Origin of the sequence: Streptomyces sp. NPDC091280 (assembly GCF_044768565.1) — a bacterium.
Lineage (GTDB): Bacteria > Actinomycetota > Actinomycetes > Streptomycetales > Streptomycetaceae > Streptomyces.
Genome location: NZ_JBIVUZ010000001.1, coordinates 880,522 through 897,238, shown reverse-complemented (window position 1 = coordinate 897,238; position 16,717 = coordinate 880,522). Strand labels below are relative to the sequence as shown.

Below are 16,717 nucleotides of genomic sequence, written 5' to 3'. Positions count from 1 at the left end.
CTGGTCACAGCGCCACGAACGCCGCCGTCAGCAGGGCGATCCCCGAGCCGGCCAGTATCCACGCGGCCCGGGTCAGGCGCAGCCCGCCCGCCACCACCACCGAGGCCAGTAGAAGGGCGCCGCCGAGCGGGACCCAGGCGTAGAGGACGCCTGCGGGACCGGAGCGCATCACCTCGTCGGTGCCGGGCTTCACGATCACGTCGTACGTCTTGCCCTTCTTCACCGCCACGGTGTGCGCGATGACGACCTCGGCGCGGGGGCTCGATCCGGCCGACACCGGTGTGTAGGGGCCGGTGCAGGTGTCGTCGCCGCACGCGGTGATCCGGACCGTGCCGCGCTCGCGGCCCTTGGTCAGCATCACGTTGTGCGCGGTGGGCCAGGAGCCCCACACCCCCGCGATCAGGATCAGCACGGCGACCGTGCCCATCCCCGCGAGCCGTCCGAAGTTCATGGCGGGGATCATTGGCCATACCCGCACACACGGTCAACTCCGGTACGGGACAAGCGGGATGAGCCGGGCAAGTCGGACGGCTCAGGAGTTGTACGCGCTCTGCGCCCGCTCCAGGCCCTCGCTCACCAGGCACTCCACCGAGTCGGTGGCGCGGTCCACGAGGAAGTCGAGTTCCTTGCGCTCCGTGGAGGAGAAGTCCTTCAGCACGAAGTCGGCCACCTGCATCCGGCCCGGCGGGCGCCCGATGCCGAACCGCACCCGGTGGTAGTCGGGGCCCATCGCCTTCGTCATCGACTTCAGCCCGTTGTGGCCGTTGTCCCCGCCGCCGAGCTTCAGGCGCAGGGTGCCGTAGTCGATGTCCAGCTCGTCGTGGACCGCGACGATGTTCGCGACGGGCACCTTGTAGAAGTCGCGCAGCGCGTTGACCGGGCCGCCCGACAGGTTCATGTACGACATCGGCTTCACCAGCACGACCCGGCGGCTCGCCGGACCCGGGGCGCCGATCCGGCCCTCCAGGACCTGCGCCTGTGCCTTGCCGGCCCGCTTGAACTTCCCGCCGATCCGCTCGGCGAGCAGGTCGGCCACCATGAAGCCCACGTTGTGCCGGTTGGCCGCGTACTCGGGGCCGGGGTTGCCGAGGCCCACGATCAGCCAGGGGGCGTTCGCGTCGGTCGTCACGTCCATGTCTCCTCGCTGTGTTCTCCCGGGGCGGTTCCCCGGGCCCTCAGCAGCCAGCCGCTGTCCCCGGCGGGAACAGCGGCTGGCACAAGCGGTGAAGGTGAGGATCAGGCCTCGGTGGCCTCGGCCTCGCCCTCGGCGGGCGCCTCTTCCGCCTGGGCGGCCAGCACCTGGAGGACGACCGCGTCCTCGTCGACGGCCAGCGAGGTGCCCTTGGGCAGCGGGATGTCCTTGGCGACGATGGAGGCACCGGCCTCCAGGCCCGCGATGGACACGGTGACCGACTCGGGGATGTGGGTGGCCTCGGCCTCGACGGGCAGCGTGCTCAGCACGTGCTCCAGGAGGTACGCGCCCGGGGCCAGCTCGCCCTCGGTGTGGACCGGGACCTCGACGGTGACCTTCTCGCCGCGCTTCACGAGGAGCAGGTCGACGTGCTCAAGGAAGCCCTTGATGGCGTCGCGCTGGACGGCCTTCGGGATCGCCAGCTCGGTCTTGCCCTCGATGTCCAGGGTGAGCAGGACGTTCGGGGTGCGCAGGGCGAGCAGCAGCTCGTGGCCCGGCAGGGTGATGTGGGCGGGCTCGGAGCCGTGCCCGTAGACGACCGCGGGAACCTTCTTCTCACGGCGGATACGGCGGGCGGCACCCTTGCCGAACTCGGTGCGGGTCTCGGCGGTGAGCTTGACGTCGGCCATGGTCACTCCTCGTAGAACAGATTGGGGTGGGGGCGGTCACCCGGCCGAACATCGGCCTGCTACGAAGAGCGCGTCGATAACGGACCGCCGTACGGACTTCTTGCGAAGCGGTACGGCCTCCCTCGCCGAGCAACTCGGGCAGCTTACTCGGCGGGGAGGCCGTACCAGAAATCGATCTACGGATCGATCCGTGACGCGTGGGGTCAGTGCTCGTCGAAGAGGCTCGTCACCGAGCCGTCCTCGAAGACCTCGCGGACCGCGCTGGCGATGGTCGGGGCGATCGACAGGACCGTGATCTTGTCGAGGTCGGCGCCCAGTTCACCGGGGGTGGGGAGGGTGTCGGTGAGGACGAACTCGCTGACCCGGGAGTTCTTCAGACGGTCGGCCGCGGGGCCGGAGAGCACACCGTGGGTGGCCGTCACGATGACGTCCTCCGCGCCGTGCGCGAACAGGGCGTCCGCGGCGGCGCAGATCGTGCCGCCGGTGTCGATCATGTCGTCGACCAGGACGCAGACGCGGCCCTTGACCTCGCCGACCACCTCGTGGACGGTCACCTGGTTCGCCACGTCCTTGTCGCGCCGCTTGTGCACGATCGCCAGCGGCGCGCCGAGGCGGTCGCACCAGCGGTCGGCCACGCGCACGCGGCCGGCGTCCGGGGAGACCACGGTGAGCTTGCTGCGGTCGACCTTGGAGCCCACGTAGTCCGCCAGCAGCGGCAGGGCGAAGAGGTGGTCCACGGGGCCGTCGAAGAAGCCCTGGATCTGGTCGGTGTGCAGGTCGACGGTGAGGATGCGGTGCGCACCCGCCGTCTTCATCAGGTCGGCGATCAGCCGGGCCGAGATCGGCTCACGGCCGCGGTGCTTCTTGTCCTGGCGGGCGTAGCCGTAGAACGGCACGATCACCGTGATGGAGCGGGCCGACGCGCGTTTGAGGGCGTCGATCATGATGAGTTGTTCCATGATCCACTGGTTGATCGGAGCCGTGTGGCTCTGGATCACGAAACAGTCCGCGCCGCGCACCGACTCCTCGAAGCGGACGTAGATCTCACCGTTCGCGAAGTCGAAGGCCTTCGTCGGGACGACCCCGACACCCAGCTGCTGGGCGACCTCCTTGGCAAGCTCGGGGTGGGCGCGGCCGGAGAAGAACATCATCTTCTTCTCGCCGGTCGTCTTGATCCCGGTCACAGCACTGTCTCCTCAGAGGTCATTCAACTGGGTGTGCGTTTATCACGGTACGCCGTCCTGCACGCACCCGTTTCCGGTCAGTCTTCGTTCGAGTGCTGGCGGGAAGCGGTTTCCGCGGCCTTCGCCGCCGCGCTTCCCGGCCGCTTGCGGGCCACCCAGCCCTCGATATTCCGCTGCTGGCCACGGGCCACGGCCAGCGAACCGGGCGGTACGTCCTTCGTGATCACGGACCCGGCGGCGGTGTACGCGCCGTCCCCGACCGTGACAGGTGCCACAAACATATTGTCCGACCCGGTGCGGCAGTGCGACCCGACGGTGGTGTGATGTTTCGCCTGTCCGTCGTAGTTGACGAACACACTGGCGGCACCGATGTTGCTGTACTCGCCGATCGTCGCGTCCCCCACATAGGAGAGGTGCGGGATCTTCGTCCCCTCGCCGATCGTCGCGTTCTTCGTCTCGACGTACGTCCCGATCTTGCCCTTCGCGCCCAGCCGGGTACCGGGACGCAGATAGGCGTACGGCCCGACGCTCGCCCCCGGGCCGATGTGCGAGCTGACGGCCACCGTGTTGTCGACGCGGGCGCCGGCCTCCACGACGGTGTCCGTCAGCCGGGTGTTGGGGCCGACGTCGGCACCCTCGCCGATGTGCGTGCCGCCGTGCAGCTGCGTGCCGGGCTGGACGGTCGCGTCCTGGCCGAAGGTGACGGTCACGTCGATCCACGTCGTCGCCGGGTCGACCACGGTGACCCCGCCGAGCATCGCCTCGGTCAGCAGCCGGTCGTTGAGGATGCGGCGCGCCTCGGCGAGCTGCACACGGTTGTTGATCCCGGCGATCTCGCGGTGGTCGCCCGCGACCGAGGCGCCGACCCGGTGGCCGGCCTCGCGCAGGATGCCGAGGACGTCGGTCAGGTACTCCTCGCCCTGGCTGTTGTCGGTGCGCACCTTGCCGAGGGCGTCGGCGAGCAGCTGGCCGTCGAACGCGAACACCCCGGAGTTGATCTCCCGGATCGCCCGCTGCGAGTCGGAGGCGTCCTTGTGCTCGACGATCGCGGTCACCGCGCCGGAGGCGCCGTCGCGCACGATCCGGCCGTAGCCGGTGGAGTCCGGGACCTCGGCGGTCAGGACGGTCACCGCGTTGCCGTCGGTGGTGTGGTTCGCGGTGAGTTCGCGCAGGGTCGCGCCGCGCAGCAGGGGGGTGTCGCCGCAGACGACCACGACGGTGCCGTCGACGGTTCCGATCTCCTCCAGCGCCATCCGTACGGCGTGCCCGGTGCCGTTCTGCTCCGCCTGGACCGCGGTGCGCACACCGGGGTCGGTCTCGCCGAGGTGGGCGGTGACCTTCTCCCGTGCGTGCCCGACGACGACGACCAGGTTCTCCGGCTCCAACTCGCGGGCGGCGGCCAGCACATGACCGACCAGGGTGCGGCCACAGATCTCGTGCAGGACCTTCGGTGTGGCCGACTTCATACGGGTGCCCTCACCCGCTGCGAGTACGACGACGGCTGCCGGGCGAATGGCGCTCACGGGTATGCCCTTCGGCTTCGGAATGCTGGGGGGTGGACATTCGCAGGATACCGGGGCGTTTCATGGGGGACATGAGAGTGGGCCCTGACAGTGCTGTCAGGGCCCTAAGTGTGTTGCTGGGGAAAGGTGTTGCTCCCCCGCCAGGACTCGAACCCGGACAAATGGCACCAAAAGCCACGGTGCTGCCAATTACACCACGGGGGATCAAACTCGCTCGAACCAGATGTCTGGTCTGGTTGTCGAGCAGGCACTCAACACTATGCCGTACGCGATGGCCTCCGTGCGACGGTACTTGGCGGCGATGATCGGTACTTGTCGGCGGTGATCGGTTTCGTCATTGTTCGATTACGCGCAGTGGTATAGGCAACTCGTCGAAACTCGACGGAAAACCGGGGCCCGGCGCCCGTAGGCTGGAGGCATGACCACGACGGGGGAAGAGGACGCCACGGCCCGGGGAGGACCGTGGTGGTGGACCAGGTGGCGCAGCGCGGCGCTGGACCTGGGGCTCGCCGTCGGCTCCGCGGCGGAGTGCGGGGCGGAGGGGGTCCGGTTCGCGCACGACGCGGGGGTTCCGGCCGCCGTGGGAGTCGTGTTCGGCGTGCTGGCCGGGTCGACGCTGATCGTGCGGCGCAAGTGGCCGATCGCGGTCGTCCTCGTGTCCATCGCCATCACTCCGGCCCAGATGGGCTACCTGATGGGGATCGTCGGCCTCTACACCCTCGCCGCGTCGGAGCTGCCGCGCCGGATCATCGGGTCGCTGGCCGGGATGTCCTTCCTCGGCATGCTGATCGTCATGTTCGTGCGGGTACGGCAGGACACGCAGCGCGGGACCTGGGAACTCGGGGACTGGTTCGTGCCGTTCGCCTCCATCACCACCGCGGTGGGGATGACGGCGCCGCCCGTCCTGCTCGGGATGTACGTCGGCGCCCGGCGCCGTCTGATGGAGAGCCTGCGGGAGCGCGCGGACAGCCTGGAGCGGGAGTTGCAGCTCCTCGCGGAGCGGGCCGAGGAGCGGGCCGAGTGGGCGCGCGGCGAGGAGCGGACCCGGATCGCGCGCGAGATGCACGACGTCGTGGCGCACCGGGTGAGTCTGATGGTCGTGCACGCGGCGGCCTTGCAGGCGGTCGCGCGGAAGGATCCGGAGAAGGCCGTCAAGAACGCGGCCCTCGTGGGGGACATGGGGCGGCAGGCGCTGACCGAGTTGCGGGAGATGCTCGGGGTGCTGCGGAGCGGGGACGGGGTGGGGGGCCGGGAGCGGGCCGCCGTGCCGTTGGTCGCGGTGGGGGTTGCGGCTGCGGCGGCTGCCTCGCGCGTCGTGGACGAGGAGGGTGTGGGCGACGGGCCGTGTCTGTCGGACGTGGACGAGTTGCTCGGGCAGTCCGCGGCGGCCGGGATGGCCGTGGATCTGTCGGTGGAGGGGGAGACGCGGTCGTACGCGGCCGAGATCGAGCAGACCGCGTACCGGGTGGTGCAGGAGGCGTTGACCAACGTCCACAAGCACGCGGCCGGGGCGAAGACGCATGTACGGCTCGCGCACCGGGTGTCGGAGATCGCTATGCAGGTCGAGAACGAGCCGCCGCCGGAGCCGGCGTCCGCCTCCGCTGCCCGGTTGCCCTCGGGTGGCAACGGGCTGGTCGGGATGCGGGAGCGGGTTCTCGCGCTGGGCGGGGTGTTCGTGTCGGGGCCCACGGATGCCGGGGGGTTCCGGGTCTCTGCCGTCATTCCGGCTGTCTGAGGTCCGGGGCTCGGGCTGCCGTTTGTGGGGGGTCGGTGCCGTGCCGGGGGGTGTCCGTCCTCGGAACGGCGCGGAATCGGTCTCGCAAGAGTGTCAGGGTGTTGACGCGCCAACCGCTGCGGGCGGACACCCCCCGGCACGACCCCTTCTCGCCGTACTCGGCTGTCCCGGCGTGCCCGGTGCTTCCGCCGTACTCGGCCGACGGTCCGTGTGGGGTGCGGTTCGTGTGGCTCTACGGCTCTACGGTCGTCCCGCTCGGGTCAGCCTGCTGTGAGGCGTAGGGGTTCCATGCCTGAGACCAGGGACGTCAGGGCCTGGTCGATGTCCGCGCCCAGGTACCAGTCGCCTGTGTGGTCCAGGGCGTAGACGCGGCCCTCCGCGTCGATGGCCAGCAGGGACTGGGTGTCGGGTTCCTCGCCCAGGGGGCTGACGTCCGTGTCGAGGGCTCGGCCCAGGTCGCCCAGGGTGCGGGCCATGTGCAGGCCGTGCAGCGGGTCCAGGTGGAGTGCGGCGGGGGCGATCTGGCGGCCGGGGCCGGTGGGTGCGATGCGCAGGCCGCCGAACTCGGCCCAGGCCTCCACCGCCGCCGGGAACACGGCGTGCTGGTGGCCTGCGGGCGAGGTGTGGTCGCGCAGGGTGTCCGCCCAGATCTCGGCCTGCTTTATGTCCCAGCGGCCGGGCTGCCAGCCGGCGGCGCGCAGAGCGGCGTCGACGGGTACGGAGAAGCGCGTGGAGGAGTGCGAGTGGCGGTCGGGGTGCATCTGCCCTTCGATCGTCGGCGTCAGGGACGGTTGTGCGGTCGTGCCGTGGTGCGGGTGTGTGGTGGTGGGGTTCAGCCTGTCTCCGGCGTGGGGTCTACGACTCGGACGCCGAAGTGGGCGCTCAGGGCCGCGCAGGCCCGGCAGGGGGCGGCGAAGCTGCCGTGCAGGGGGTCGCCGTCCTCGCGGATGCGGCGGGCGGTGAGCTTGGCCTGCTTGAGGGCCTTGCGGGCCTCGCCGTTGGTCATCGGCTTGCGCGCGGCGCGCCTGCTGCGCTCGGCGTCTGCGGCGGCGATGTGGCGGGAGATCAGGATCGCCTCCGCGCAGCGGCCGGTGAACCGGTCGCGCTGGGCGCTGGTGAGGGTGTCGAGGAAGTCCTGCACGAGCGGGTGCAGCACGGGCGGCTGGTCGCCGCGCGCGGCGGTGCCGGTGAGAGTGGTCGCGCCGCGCACGGAGAGGGCGGCGGCGACGGTCGGAAGTATGCCGTCACGGCGGTGGTTGAGGGCCGGCACATGCCGTCCCTCGGTGGCGCTCCAGCCGACCCTGGGGTCCCCGGACGGCCCGGTGTGCGCCCCGGTGTGCGGTCCCGTCTGCGTGGCGTTCATGATCGTCATCCCCTCCCGAGCATCCCCCGGCGGGTCTCAGAGTGCCAAATGCCGTGGCTGGTGCGGAAGCTGGGGCGGTACGACACGCCAGGGCGTCGGCGGGCTGTCACGGCGGGGTGACGGCAGGTCACGGAAGTGAAGGTCCGGTGACGGGCGGCGGTGACCGCTGCCGGTGACCCGTGCCGCCGTACCGCATAGGCTGTCCGCACCGCGATCCACGCGGTCGACGCGTGGAGACAGTCGAACGAAGACGTCAAGAAGACGAGACAGTCGATACGGGGCACAGTGGGGCGAATTGGATATTCGGCCGCTGTGAATCGTACTGAATGCCGCAGGGGGCAACCGCCATGACGACAGGTCGGCTCGGGCAGCGAGCCGTGCCACCGAACGCGGCCTACGCCGGGCAGGTCGTGCACTTCCCGGACCCGGTCCGGGCGGCCCGTCACCCCAGAGGGGTACGGATGGACGAGCGCGGCTACCCCGACTTCTCGCCGTACGCCCGCGCGGCGGCCGAGATCGCCGAACCCCCGGAGGGCTTCGGCGTCGACGAACTGCGCCTGACGGACTACGTGTCCGCGAACGCGGCCCTGGCCGCGACCCGCCACGAGCTGTGGGACACGGTGCCCGCGGTCGCCACCCCGCACGGCTGGACCTGGCACCACGTGGTCGGCACCCGGCGCCTCGAACTCGTCCCCGTCGAGGTCAAGGCCCTGCTGCGGCACCACGGCGGGATCGCCACGGCCGCCGTCGACCACGGCAAGCGCGGCACCCGCCCGCTCCAGGAGACCCGCCCCGCGCACTTCGGCCTGCCGAAGTCCTCGCTCGCGGTGACCGAGGCGCAGGTCCAGGGTGTCGAGGAGGACCTCGGCTACCGGCTCCCGGGCGCCTACCGGTCCTTCCTCAAGGCGGCCGGCGGCAGCGCGCCCGTCGGCACCGCGCTGGACGCCGAGTTGGGCCTCCTGATCGACCAGCCGTTCTTCACGGTCCGCGACGAGGCGGCCGTCAACGACCTCGTCTACGTCAACAAGTGCCTGCGCGACCACCTCACCAAGGACTACCTCGCCGTCGGCTTCGTCCAGGGCGGCCTGCTCGTGGTGAAGGTCAAGGGCCAGGCGATCGGCTCGGTGTGGTTCTGCGCCTACGACGACGCCCGCGACGTCGACCCGTCCTGGGCACCGGCCGACCGCGTGGAGCGGCTACTGCTGCCCGCCGGGGGCGACTTCGACCAGTTCCTGGGCCGACTCGCCGGAAATCCACCGGAGTTGGAGACGGTGGCGAACCTGATGGTCGACGGCGGGTTCGCACGATCGGTACCGGTGTCTTCGGCCGCCGCGGTGGGGGAGTGAACTGAGCGATGGTGACTTTCGCACAGGCGCAGGAGCGCGCCGAGGAATGGATCAACGGGGACCTGCCCTCGTACCAGCACCGCGAGGTGCGGGTGCGGGAGTTCGAACTCGGCTTCGTGGCCTGGGCCGAGGACCGCGCCGACGGCCCGCGCTCGGACGGCGGCGGCCAGCGGCTCGTCCTCGCCCGCGACAGCGGCGAGGCCACACTGTGGCCCGCGCTGCCGGTCGGTGAGATCATCCGCCGCTACGAGGAGGAGTACGGCCGCCCCGACGAGGTCGCCGACGCGGTACCGGCCGCTCCCGCGCGCGTGGACCTCAACCAGACGTCGTTCCTGCTGAGTCCGCCGGAGTGGTTGCAGGAGGCGGCCGACAAGATCGGGATTCCTCCGGCGCCTTCGGGGTCGTCGGCAGGTCCGTCGTCAAGTCCGTCGTCAAGTCCGTCGGCGGGGCCGTCGGCGGGGCCGTCGGCGGGCTCGCGTGTGGGGGCCGGTTCGGGTTCGTTGCCCGAGACGCAGGCCGGGGTGCCGGCGGCTTCGGCCTGGCCGGACGCCGGTGGCGGTGCCGATGCGCCGGGTACGCCCGATGCGCCGGTCGGTGCGACGCCGTGGGCGGGTACCGACACCAACGCCGATGCCGGCGAGGACCGTTCGGTACCGCTGCCCGCGACCGTGTTCGCACCGCCCCTGCGGGAACGGGATGACGAGACCCCGGCCGACGCCGCCACCGCACTGATGTCCGGCGGCAGTCAACTCCCGCCCACAGCAGTCGCATCGGCAATGGGCGATCCCAATGTCGGTGCTGGAGACGAGAGTTCACACGGGCCGGGGCCGGGGCCGGGGCCGGTGCAGGGCGGCGGACCTGGGGGTGCGCCCGCGCCGGCTTCGTACGGGTATCCCCACCCGCCGGGGCCGGCGCTCGCGCCCAACGCCGGGGACATCGCCGACGCGGCCACCAGCAAGGCGGCACCTCCGCCGCGGCGGGCACGCGGCGGTGGGTCGAACCCGCCGCCTCCGCCGGGCGCCCCGGGGACGCCGGGCGCGCGACCGGGCGGTGCGCCTGCCGGGTCGCCGCCCCCGCCTCCGCCGGCGGCGGCCGGGTATGTGGCGACGCAGATGGTTTCGGGGCTCGGTCCGGACGGGGGGCCTGTGGGGCCGCCCGGTGCGCCGAACACTCCCGGGGGGCAGCCTCCGGGGGGAGTCCACCATGCGGCCACGATGTTCGCCGACCCCGGTCAGGGCGGGCCGGGCGGGCCTGCGGGGCCGGGCGCGCCCAAGCCGCCCGGGGCTCCTGGTGTGCCCGGTGGGGCGGGTGCGCCCGCTGCGCCTCCGCCGCCGTACGCCCCCGGTCCCCCCGGCCCCTCCGCCCCGCAGGGTGGTGGTACTCAGGGTGCCGTGCATCGTGCGGAGACCGTGTTGGCCGGGCCGCCGGCCGGTGCGCCCGGTGCTCCTCCGGCGCCGCAGTTCCCGGGCGCGCCCGGTGCGCCCGGTGCCCCGGGGATGCCTCCGGGTGCTCCGCCGATGTCGCCGCCGCAGGCGCCCTCCGCTCCCGGGGGCGGTCAGCCGTTCCCCGGGCAGCAGCAGCCCGCCTACGGCTATCCGCAGCAGGGGCAGCCGACCGTGGGGCCGGGCTACCAGGCCGTGTTGCGCTACCGCGCGCCGGACGGGTCCGAGCAGCAGCTGATCCGGCGGTCCGCGCCGGGCACCCCGCACCCGGAGTGGCAGATCTTCCACGAGCTGCGCGGACTGAACATCCCGCCGGACCAAGTCCTGGAACTGCACACGGAGTTGGAGTCCTGCGAGCTGCCGGGCGCGTACTGCGCGCGGATGATCCGCGAACAGTGGCCGCAGGCCCGCATCGCCAGCATCGCGCCGTACGGCACGGATCACGCGAGCCGGCAGCAGGGGATGCGTGAACTCATCGCGCATCAGGGCGAGTTGCACCAGGTGGCGGACGGGCCGGCCCGACTCGCCCCGGTGCGGGCGCCGTTGCCGCCGGTGCAGCCGACGCCACCGGTGCCGCCGGAGGCCATCGCGCAGGAGCTGGCGGGCGCGTTCGGGCCGGGAGTGTTCCGGTTCGAGCAGGCGGCGGTGTCCCGGCAGGGTGTGCCGCCGGTCGTGGCGCACACGCTGGTGGCGGCGGGACTGCCGATGGACATGGGCCCGTTCTTCTGGGCGCAGGCCCAACCCGGGCGCCCGGTACCGACGTTGGCCGAACTCGCGCAGGAGCGCGGGGTGCGGCCGTCCGCCGACGCGGGCTCCTACCTCGTCATGGGCAGCGACTTCGGCAAGGCGATCTGCGTCCAGTACGGCACGGCGAACATCGTCGCGGTGCCGGTGGAGGCGGGGCCGGGTGGTGCTTCCGTACCGCCGCAGTTCGTGAACACGGGGCTGCCCGAGTTCGCGCGCTGCCTCGCGCTGCTGGGCCGGATGTGGCGGCTGCGGTACGGGCTCAACCAGGAGCAGGCGGGCCGCTGGACCGTCGACTTCCAGGCGCAACTGGCCTCGCTGGACCCGGCGGCGCTCGGTTCGCCGGAGAGCTGGTGGTCGGTCCTGCTGGAGCAGATGTGGGACGGGTTGCTGTGACGCCGGCCCGCCCCGAAGGCCGTAGGGCCGCCGGGGAGGGGCGGGAGAAGTAGCGGTGAGGAAGGTCCGGGCTCGGTCGGTCGACCGGGTCCGGACCTTTTTGCGTGAGCCACACCCGTGACCCGCACCCGGAGTGTCGCGTTATGAACCCTTATGTCTCATCCATCAAGATATGCGCGAAATCATCATTTCGTGTCCGTCGGGTGGAGAGGGGTTCCAGGATGAGCAGCGCATCGGTGTCGCCACGTGGCTTCGTGGCAGTACGGGGGCGCGGCTACCGCCCCGCCCAGGTGGACGCGTACGCGGCGGCGGTCTCCCGGCACCGGGACGCCGCGTGGGAGCGGGCCGCGCGGCTGACCGTGCTGGCCAGGGACATGGAGGCCGAGGCCGAACGGCTGCGGGAGACGGTGGCGCGGCTCGCCCCGCAGTCGTACGACACGCTCGGCGAGCGGGCGCGACGGCTGTTCGGGCTGGCGGAGGAAGAGGCCGCCGCCGTACGGGAGTCCGCGCGGGGGTCGGCGCGCGAAGAGGTCGCGCGGGCCGAGGCGCGCGCCGCCGGAGTGCTCCAGGAGGCCCACGAACACGCCGACGCGCTCCGCGCCGAGGTGGAGGAACGCGCGCGGCAGCGGCTTCTCGCCGCCCGCGCCGAGGCCGACGACCTCCGGATCGGCGCCCGGCGCGAGGTGAAGGAGGGGCGCACGGAGGCGCTCGCCGCGTTGCGCGAGGTGCGCCAGCGCACCGCCGGTCTCCTGGACGAGCAGGCCAAGGAGCACGCCGAACGCTGGGCCGAGGCGGAACGCTCCGCGGAGGAACGGCTGGCCGCGCTCGACACCCGGTGCGCCGAGCGGGTGGCCCGCGCCGAGGCGGCCCTCGCCGAAGCCGAACAGGCCTACGCCGAGGCCGAGTTGTCGGACCGCCGCCGCCAGGACGAGGCCGCGGAACGCGCCGCCGAGGTGGTCGCCGAGGCCCGGGTCCGGGCGGACCGGATCGCCCGCGACACCGAGCGCGTACTGCGCGAGCACGGCGAGACATGGGACGACGTGCAGGCGCACATGGACCATGTCCGGAGCAGCCTGACCGCCCTCACCGGCCGGGCACCGGCCGAGTGACAGGGGGGCAGGGGTGACAGGGGTGACAGGGGTGTACAGAGGCGCCGGGGCGAGCCTTCGTTCTTTCCTTCGTCCCTTCTTTCATCCCTTTCATCCTTCGCCTCTGCGTACCGCGCCCGCCAGGATCCAGCCCTCCATCGACTCGTAGCGTCTGCGCTGTTCCTCCTCCTTCTTCCGGCCCGAGGCGACCGTGCCGAGCCAGCCGCAGAGGAAGCCGAGGGGGATGGTGACGAGCCCGGTGGTGGTGAACGGGAACCAGTTGAAGTCGGCGCCCGGGAACGCGGCGGCCGGTGAGCCGGAGACGAGATTGGTGCCCGGCATCAGCAGCAGCACACTGAGCGTGCCGCCGATGAGCGTGCTGAGCAGGCCCGTTCGGGTGTAGCGGCGCCAGAAGAGGCTGTAGACGAGGGCGGGTGCTATGGCCGAGGCGCCCAGGCAGAAGGACAGGGTGACCAGGGGTTGCAGGCCCCGGTGCTGGATCAGCGTCGCCAGCGCGATGGCCGGGACGCCCACGGCCAGCGCCGAGCGGCGGGCCAGCGTCATCTCCCGGCGGACCGGCATCCGTTCGACGCGGGTCGCGAAGACGTCGTGGGCGAGGGAGTTGGCGCAGGCGAGGATCATCCCGGCGACCGAGGCGAGCAGGGTCAGGAACACGGCGGTGGTGACGGTGGTGAACAGCAGGGTCTCCGCCGTCGACACGTCCGCCCCGAACACCGCCCGGGAGCCCAGCAGATACGCCGTGTTGCCCTGCGGATCGGCCCGCGTGATCGCCGCCCGCCCGAGCAGCGCCGTGGCGCCGAACCCGACGACCGTCACGATCACCACGAACAGCGCCACGCCCGACACCGCCCACGACATCGACCGGCGCACCTGCCGGGCGCTGGACGCGGTGTACATGCGCATCGTGATGTGCGGCAGACAGGCGCCCCCGAGGACGACGGTCAGCTGCGAACTGATCATGTCCAGCCGGGGACTCGGCCCGCCGGCGAACTCGACCCCGGAGCGCAGGAAGTCGGTCCCGATCCCGCTTTGCCGTGCGGCCGTGTCGAAGAAGGCGCCCAGGTCCCAGTGGAAGCGGTTCAGTATCAGTACGGCGATCACGGCGCCCGAACCGAGCAGCATCACGATCTTCAGGATCTGGATGAGCGCGGTGCCCTTCATGCCGCCGATCGCCGCGTAGCTGATCATCAGCGCGCCCAGGCCGATGATGCAGCCGGTCTGCAACGAGTCGCTGGAGAAGCCGAGGATGAACGCCAACAGCTGTCCCGCGCCCGCGAGTTGGACCAGCATCAGCGGCAGCAGCGCGATGATGGTGACGACGCACGCCACGATCCGCACGGCCCGCCCCGGCATCCGCCGGGCGAACGCGTCGCCCATCGTGAACCGGCCCGCGTTGCGCAGCGGTTCGGCCAGCAGGAACATCAGCAGCAGCAACGACAGCGCCGTGCTCAGCGCCAGCACCACCCCGTCGTAGCCGTACAGGGCGATCACCCCGCTCGTGCCCAGCACACTCGCCGCGGAGATGTAATCACCCGCTATGGCAAGCCCGTTGCGCAGCGGCGAGAGCGATCCGTACCCCGTGTAGAACTCGTCGAGGTCGTCGCGGTCGGGTCCCGTCATCACGCACAGCAGGAGCGTGAGGGTGGCGACGGTGGTGAAGGCGACGAGGGACATGGTCTGCGGCGCGGGGTCGTGGAAGCCGGTCATCGTGCCGCCTCCCGTCTGGCGTCGAGTTCGGCCTGTCTGCGGATGCGGTCGGCGAGGGGGTCCACGCGGCGCGCGGCCGTGTGCTCGTAGAGCGCCATCGCCAGCCAGGCGACCGGCAGTTGGGCCAGCGCGAGCAGCAGCCCGGCGGGCACACCGGCGACGGCCGTGCTCGACATCAGCGGCGGCGCGAACGCGGACAGCGCCAGCAACAGGCAGAAGTAGCCGAGCGCGGTCAGCGACGCCACGCGCCGCTGCCGCCGGTACGCACCGCGCAGCACCCGCAGATCCCGGTGATTCCCGAGCGCGGGACGCCGGGGCGGGCGCCGCCGTTCGGGCGGGGGCGGCGGCGGTTGCCAGGGGTATGTGAGGCGGGGTGGGTGCGGGGCGGGCGGGGCGGATGAGTCATGTGAATCATGCGGAGGGTACGGGTCGTAGGACATCCCGTGCTCCTTGCGTGGCTCGGGTCCGTGGCGGCGGACCGCAGGAGTTGGGCGGAGCGGGTCACGCATGTTACTCGCCGGTTGGGCGGTGTGGGTGCTTTTCGGCGAACTGGGCGGTTGGTGGGTGGTTGGTGGGCGCTTGCGGGGTCAACCGGCTTGTTGATCTCGGGTGTTGGTGGGGGTCGGCGCAGAGCTTCCTTGCTCCGGGGCGCGTTGTGAGTCGTTGCGCACCGCGTTCATGCTTGGGGTCGTGGCCGAACTACGCCCGCGTGAAACGGAGTTCGGATGGACGGCCCGAGCTCACTCCTTCAACACCGGAAACCGCCGAGGCGCCAGCACCAGCAGCACCAGGAAGGCCGCCGCGGCGGCGATCCCCGCGCCCACGTACACCGCGTGCACCGCGTCCGCGACGGCCCGCCGTGTGGCCTCCGGCAGCGCGCCGCCGTCCAACCCCCGTGTCACCGAGTCCAGATCGCTCGCCCCGCCCAGCCGTGAGGCCAGCACTCCGTTGGCGACCGCGCCGAAGACCGACGCTCCGATCGTCTGGCCGGTCTGGCGGCAGAAGAGGACGGACGCGGTCGTCACTCCTCGTTCCTCCCACTCCACCGTCGACTGCACCCCCACGATCAGGGGGAGTTGGAAGAGTCCTAGGGCCGCGCCGAGCAGCATCATCAGGAGCATCGGCTGCCAGGCCGAGCCGGGGTAGGGGAGGAACGGGAACGCGAACAGGATCAGGGTCGCCGTCCCGATGCCCAGCATCGCCGTGTTGCGGAAACCGATCCGCCGGTACACGTGCTGGCTGAGCGCCGCCGACACCGGCCAGGTCAACGTCCATACGGAGAGCACGAATCCGGCCGCCACCGGGGCCAGGCCCAGCACCGACTGGGCGTAGGTCGGCAGGAACACGCTCGGTGCCACCATCAGCAACCCCAGTGCGCCCAGCGCCAGGTTGACGGCCGCGATCGTACGGCGGCGCCACACCCACCCGGGGATGATCGGCTCCGCCGCCCGGCGTTCGATGGCCACCACCGAGCCGGCCAGCGCAAGTCCCGTACCGAACAGGGCGATCGACGGTGCCGACAGCCAGGGCCAGGCCACCCCGCCCTGCACCAGTGCCGTGATCAGGACGCCGCCGCACGCGAACACGGCCAGCGCGCCCGCCCAGTCGACGCGCGGGCGGGCGGCGCGGGTGCGGTGCGGTTCGTGGAGGTGGCGGACGATCAGCCACAACGCCACCGCTCCGACCGGGAGGTTGACGAGGAAGATCCAGCGCCAGCCGGCGTAGGCCGCGAGCAGTCCGCCGACGCCCGGGCCCGCGACCGCCGACACCGCCCACACCGTGGACAACTTCGCCTGGATCTTGGGGCGTTCGCTGAGCGGGTACAGGTCGGCGGCGAGTGTCTGGACCGTGCCCTGCAACGCCCCGCCGCCCAGGCCCTGTACGACCCGGAACGCGATCAGCGCGCCCATGCTCCAGGCCACCGAGCACAGCAGCGAACCGGCGAGGAAGACCGCCGCGCCCGTGATCAGCACCGGTTTGCGGCCGAAGGTGTCGGAGAGCTTGCCGTAGACGGGGAGGGTGACGGTCACCGCGAGCAGATAGCCGGAGAAGAGCCAGGAGAAGACGGAGAAGCCGCCGAGGTCGCCGACGATCTGCGGTACGGCCGTGGAGACGATGGTGGAGTCGAGGGCGGCCAGCGCCATCGCGAGCATGAGGGCCGCGACGACGGCGCCCCGCTTGTCCGGCACGGTGCCTTGTGCGGCCTGACGTATCGCGGGTCTCGTGTCGCCCACGCGGATTCCTTCCCCCTGCATCTATCTGCCGTACGACACTCTCCCACTTGACCCGCGCATGGCGGCAGGGTGGACGCGACCCCGAGTACCTCTCCACCCGGCGGTGGACATCC

Annotated in this window: 14 protein-coding genes and 1 tRNA gene; 4 read left to right on the top strand and 11 right to left on the bottom strand. The window is 71.7% G+C overall.

The genetic code is table 11. From position 1 onward, the window contains the following. Positions 1 to 4: 4 nt before the first annotated feature. From ACIQPR_RS04110 to ACIQPR_RS04085, 6 genes are all read right to left on the bottom strand, one after another. Positions 5 to 451 carry a hypothetical protein gene (locus ACIQPR_RS04110; RefSeq protein ID WP_403641541.1) on the bottom strand — a complete coding sequence of 149 codons (447 nt, stop codon included), beginning with the start codon at positions 449 to 451 and terminating at the stop codon, positions 5 to 7. An 81-nt stretch (positions 452 to 532) separates the two neighbouring features. Then, the gene (gene pth, locus ACIQPR_RS04105; RefSeq protein ID WP_359607297.1) at positions 533 to 1,135 is read right to left on the bottom strand and encodes an aminoacyl-tRNA hydrolase; all 603 of its coding nucleotides are present in this window, start codon (positions 1,133 to 1,135) and stop codon (positions 533 to 535) included. Between the two features lie 101 nt (positions 1,136 to 1,236). Continuing rightward, on the bottom strand, positions 1,237 to 1,821 hold the full coding sequence (locus ACIQPR_RS04100; RefSeq protein ID WP_403641537.1) for a 50S ribosomal protein L25/general stress protein Ctc: 585 nt from the start codon (positions 1,819 to 1,821) through the stop codon (positions 1,237 to 1,239). A gap of 203 nt (positions 1,822 to 2,024) precedes the next feature. Then, on the bottom strand, positions 2,025 to 3,005 hold the full coding sequence (locus ACIQPR_RS04095) for a ribose-phosphate diphosphokinase (RefSeq protein WP_403641534.1): 981 nt from the start codon (positions 3,003 to 3,005) through the stop codon (positions 2,025 to 2,027). 77 nt (positions 3,006 to 3,082) lie between these two features. Further along, positions 3,083 to 4,528 carry a bifunctional UDP-N-acetylglucosamine diphosphorylase/glucosamine-1-phosphate N-acetyltransferase GlmU gene (gene glmU, locus ACIQPR_RS04090; RefSeq protein WP_403641531.1) on the bottom strand — a complete coding sequence of 482 codons (1,446 nt, stop codon included), beginning with the start codon at positions 4,526 to 4,528 and terminating at the stop codon, positions 3,083 to 3,085. A 132-nt stretch (positions 4,529 to 4,660) separates the two neighbouring features. Then, positions 4,661 to 4,732: transfer RNA gene (locus tag ACIQPR_RS04085), tRNA-Gln, on the bottom strand. A 214-nt stretch (positions 4,733 to 4,946) separates the two neighbouring features. On the opposite strand from ACIQPR_RS04085, the gene ACIQPR_RS04080 reads away from it, so the two are divergent. Next, complete coding sequence (locus ACIQPR_RS04080) at positions 4,947 to 6,263, top strand: sensor histidine kinase (RefSeq protein WP_403641528.1); 1,317 nt, start codon at positions 4,947 to 4,949, stop codon at positions 6,261 to 6,263. A gap of 260 nt (positions 6,264 to 6,523) precedes the next feature. Here ACIQPR_RS04080 and ACIQPR_RS04075 read toward each other — a convergent pair whose 3' ends face one another. Together ACIQPR_RS04075 and ACIQPR_RS04070 are read right to left on the bottom strand one after the other, a co-directional pair. Beyond that, positions 6,524 to 7,024, bottom strand: a complete 501-nt coding sequence (locus ACIQPR_RS04075; RefSeq protein WP_403641525.1) for an SUKH-3 domain-containing protein — start codon at positions 7,022 to 7,024, stop codon at positions 6,524 to 6,526. A 71-nt stretch (positions 7,025 to 7,095) separates the two neighbouring features. Next, the gene (locus ACIQPR_RS04070; RefSeq protein ID WP_403641522.1) at positions 7,096 to 7,635 is read right to left on the bottom strand and encodes a YwqJ-related putative deaminase; all 540 of its coding nucleotides are present in this window, start codon (positions 7,633 to 7,635) and stop codon (positions 7,096 to 7,098) included. Between the two features lie 338 nt (positions 7,636 to 7,973). Here ACIQPR_RS04070 and ACIQPR_RS04065 point away from each other — a divergent pair, with 338 nt between their 5' ends. From ACIQPR_RS04065 to ACIQPR_RS04055, 3 genes are all read left to right on the top strand, one after another. Continuing rightward, entirely contained in the window at positions 7,974 to 8,972 is a 999-nt protein-coding gene (locus ACIQPR_RS04065) for an SMI1/KNR4 family protein (protein WP_403641519.1), read from the top strand. A gap of 8 nt (positions 8,973 to 8,980) precedes the next feature. After that, the gene (locus ACIQPR_RS04060; protein WP_403641516.1) at positions 8,981 to 11,554 is read left to right on the top strand and encodes an SUKH-4 family immunity protein; all 2,574 of its coding nucleotides are present in this window, start codon (positions 8,981 to 8,983) and stop codon (positions 11,552 to 11,554) included. A gap of 221 nt (positions 11,555 to 11,775) precedes the next feature. Beyond that, positions 11,776 to 12,663, top strand: coding sequence for a cellulose-binding protein (locus tag ACIQPR_RS04055; protein WP_403641513.1), 888 nt, complete (start codon positions 11,776 to 11,778; stop codon positions 12,661 to 12,663). A 90-nt stretch (positions 12,664 to 12,753) separates the two neighbouring features. Here the strand turns inward: ACIQPR_RS04055 and ACIQPR_RS04050 are convergent, their stop codons facing one another. The 3 genes from ACIQPR_RS04050 to ACIQPR_RS04040 form a co-directional block, all read right to left on the bottom strand. Then, positions 12,754 to 14,370: a cation acetate symporter gene (locus ACIQPR_RS04050; protein WP_403641511.1), complete on the bottom strand. Its 1,617-nt coding sequence runs from the start codon at positions 14,368 to 14,370 to the stop codon at positions 12,754 to 12,756. After that, complete coding sequence (locus tag ACIQPR_RS04045; RefSeq protein ID WP_403641508.1) at positions 14,367 to 14,810, bottom strand: DUF485 domain-containing protein; 444 nt, start codon at positions 14,808 to 14,810, stop codon at positions 14,367 to 14,369. The genes ACIQPR_RS04050 and ACIQPR_RS04045 overlap by 4 nt, the downstream gene beginning before the upstream one ends. A 300-nt stretch (positions 14,811 to 15,110) precedes the next feature. Then, positions 15,111 to 16,604 carry an MFS transporter gene (locus ACIQPR_RS04040; RefSeq protein ID WP_403641505.1) on the bottom strand — a complete coding sequence of 498 codons (1,494 nt, stop codon included), beginning with the start codon at positions 16,602 to 16,604 and terminating at the stop codon, positions 15,111 to 15,113. Positions 16,605 to 16,717 lie beyond the last annotated feature (113 nt).

Excerpts from the sequence above, each read along its gene's own strand:
- ACIQPR_RS04110 (WP_403641541.1), bottom strand. The coding sequence starts at position 451 with ATGAACTTCGGACGGCTCGCGGGGATGGGCACGGTCGCCGTGCTGATC.
- pth (WP_359607297.1), bottom strand. The coding sequence starts at position 1,135 with ATGGACGTGACGACCGACGCGAACGCCCCCTGGCTGATCGTGGGCCTC.
- ACIQPR_RS04100 (WP_403641537.1), bottom strand. The coding sequence starts at position 1,821 with ATGGCCGACGTCAAGCTCACCGCCGAGACCCGCACCGAGTTCGGCAAG.
- ACIQPR_RS04080 (WP_403641528.1), top strand. The coding sequence starts at position 4,947 with ATGACCACGACGGGGGAAGAGGACGCCACGGCCCGGGGAGGACCGTGG.
- ACIQPR_RS04075 (WP_403641525.1), bottom strand. The coding sequence starts at position 7,024 with ATGCACCCCGACCGCCACTCGCACTCCTCCACGCGCTTCTCCGTACCC.
- ACIQPR_RS04070 (WP_403641522.1), bottom strand. The coding sequence starts at position 7,635 with ATGACGATCATGAACGCCACGCAGACGGGACCGCACACCGGGGCGCAC.
- ACIQPR_RS04065 (WP_403641519.1), top strand. The coding sequence starts at position 7,974 with ATGACGACAGGTCGGCTCGGGCAGCGAGCCGTGCCACCGAACGCGGCC.
- ACIQPR_RS04060 (WP_403641516.1), top strand. The coding sequence starts at position 8,981 with ATGGTGACTTTCGCACAGGCGCAGGAGCGCGCCGAGGAATGGATCAAC.
- ACIQPR_RS04055 (WP_403641513.1), top strand. The coding sequence starts at position 11,776 with ATGAGCAGCGCATCGGTGTCGCCACGTGGCTTCGTGGCAGTACGGGGG.
- ACIQPR_RS04050 (WP_403641511.1), bottom strand. The coding sequence starts at position 14,370 with ATGACCGGCTTCCACGACCCCGCGCCGCAGACCATGTCCCTCGTCGCC.
- ACIQPR_RS04045 (WP_403641508.1), bottom strand. The coding sequence starts at position 14,810 with ATGTCCTACGACCCGTACCCTCCGCATGATTCACATGACTCATCCGCC.